Genomic DNA, 1879 nt, shown 5'->3' with positions numbered 1-1879 from the left:
TCAATGAACTCAAATCTTAAGTTCTGTATGGACTTAAGATTTGAGTTCTGATTTATAATTTGATTTTATATAATTACTTTTTGAAATGATCTTAATATATATTTTAAGACAATTTCTTATTTCAATGCTAGTGGTGCTTATTTTTTATGGCATTAATACCTTATTTGTAGAATCATCCAATTCAAATAATTTCTATGGGATATTTATTAATGCTGGATTTTTAACTTTGTTTGTCACAGCATTTAAGTATTTTAATTATCGGGCAACTGGTTTAAAATTTGATTCATCAGATTTAAGTTTTACTTTAATTCCAGAGTATCAAAAAAATATTAATAGCAGACTTGATAGTGTGCGATTATTAAATAGAATAAAAACGATTATAAATTTCTTGAAAGCGTTGTTTATTCTTATCAAAATACAATCGTGATTGATTTAAAGGAAGACATTTGGAGAACAGAAAAAATTGAAATTCAATTTAATTCTATTCAGGATGGAAGCACGGAATATTGGCTTAAATCAAAGTCCAGGTATTTGAATTTGTTTGGTGATTTTGGACAAAACAAAAACAATGTAAATTACTTAGAGAAACTTATTAAAACTTAGGGGTTCCTGGCATTTTAGGTTTAATATTTAAGCGCAGTGCTTGATCATAAATAATATAATTCCAAAGCCAATTTATAAATACAATAAGTTTATTTCGCACACCAATCAGGTAATAAATATGAACAAAAAGCCAGCCAATCCATGCAATGAATCCACTTAAAAACAATTGTTTGTATTGCAGCACTGCCTTTGAACGCCCAATGGTGGCCATACTTCCCTTGTCCCAATAATTAAAAACTCGATTACCTTTTAATTTAGATTTATTTAATCTTTTGGCTAAATAACTAGCTTGTTGCAAAGCAACTGGTGCCAATCCTGGTAGTCCTGCAGGATATTTAGATGTTTCCATATACGCAATGTCACCAAGCGCATATACATCCTTCCATATTGGGACTTCACAATATGGATTTACTGTTATTTTTCTACCGGGAGCATTATGTGCAGCTTCAAGTCCTTTGATGGGAGTTCCGACAACACCGGCAGCCCAAATGATTTTTTGACTATTTAAAAACATACCATTTGAAAGCTCAAGCTGTTCATGGTGAATATTCGTAACTTTCGTATTCAAATGAATGGATACCCCCATTTTATCTAATTCTTCATATGCTTTTAAGGATGCTTTTTGAGACATTGAATCAAGTAATCTGGAAGTTGCCTGGATTAAATGGATCTGCATTTTAGAAGCGTCAAGATCAGGGTAATCCTTTGGCAAGATATGTTTTTTCATTTCAGAAAGCGCCCCTGCCAATTCTACACCGGTTGGACCTCCCCCAATAATTATGATATTCATCAAACGTTCTTGAGCTTTGGCATCATTACTTAAAACAGCTTGTTCTAAATCATTTAGAATGCAATTTCTCAAGTACAATGCTTCTGACACCGATTTTAAAGGAATTGTATACTTTTCAAAATTCAGATTTCCGTAATAGTTTGTTTGAGAGCCCGTAGCAATTATTAATACATCATATCTCAAGGATCCTGTGTCAGTATAAATAACTTTATTAGCTGGATCAACTTCAGTAATATCCAATGTACGAATGAACATATCCTTCTTATTTCTGAAATTTTTCCTCAGTGGAAAACAGATTGAGCTTGGTTCAATTCCAGACATAGCTACCTGATAAAACAGGGGTTGAAATTGAAAATAATTATTTTTATCAATAAGTACTATTTGATAAGTGCGGCTATCAATTCGATTTGCAAATTTAAAACCGGCAAAGCCACCTCCAATTATTACAATTCTAGGTTTATTAGATATTGGAATGTTAAAGGGCAT

General features: G+C 31.8%; 3 protein-coding genes. 2 read left to right on the top strand and 1 reads right to left on the bottom strand.

The features are described 5' to 3' along the window. Positions 1-85: 85 nt before the first annotated feature. Both IPK91_02165 and IPK91_02160 read left to right on the top strand, forming a co-directional pair. Positions 86-427 (top strand): hypothetical protein, encoded by a 342-nt coding sequence (locus tag IPK91_02165; protein ID MBK8296096.1) that lies wholly within the window; start codon positions 86-88, stop codon positions 425-427. Further along, complete coding sequence (locus IPK91_02160; protein ID MBK8296095.1) at positions 424-603, top strand: hypothetical protein; 180 nt, start codon at positions 424-426, stop codon at positions 601-603. The genes IPK91_02165 and IPK91_02160 overlap by 4 nt, the downstream gene beginning before the upstream one ends. Here IPK91_02160 and IPK91_02155 read toward each other — a convergent pair. After that, on the bottom strand, positions 593-1879 hold the full coding sequence (locus IPK91_02155; GenBank protein ID MBK8296094.1) for an NAD(P)/FAD-dependent oxidoreductase: 1287 nt from the start codon (positions 1877-1879) through the stop codon (positions 593-595). The genes IPK91_02160 and IPK91_02155 overlap by 11 nt on opposite strands.

This window comes from Saprospiraceae bacterium, assembly GCA_016712145.1.
GTDB lineage: Bacteria > Bacteroidota > Bacteroidia > Chitinophagales > Saprospiraceae > Vicinibacter.
The sequence above is the reverse complement of the archived record's forward strand: the minus strand, read 5'-3'. Positions and strand labels throughout refer to the sequence as shown.

What these genes read in the sequence shown, in the direction of transcription:
- IPK91_02165 (MBK8296096.1), top strand. Translation starts at nt 86, where the DNA reads ATGATCTTAATATATATTTTAAGACAATTTCTTATTTCAATGCTAGTG.
- IPK91_02155 (MBK8296094.1), bottom strand. Translation starts at nt 1,879, where the DNA reads ATGCCCTTTAACATTCCAATATCTAATAAACCTAGAATTGTAATAATT.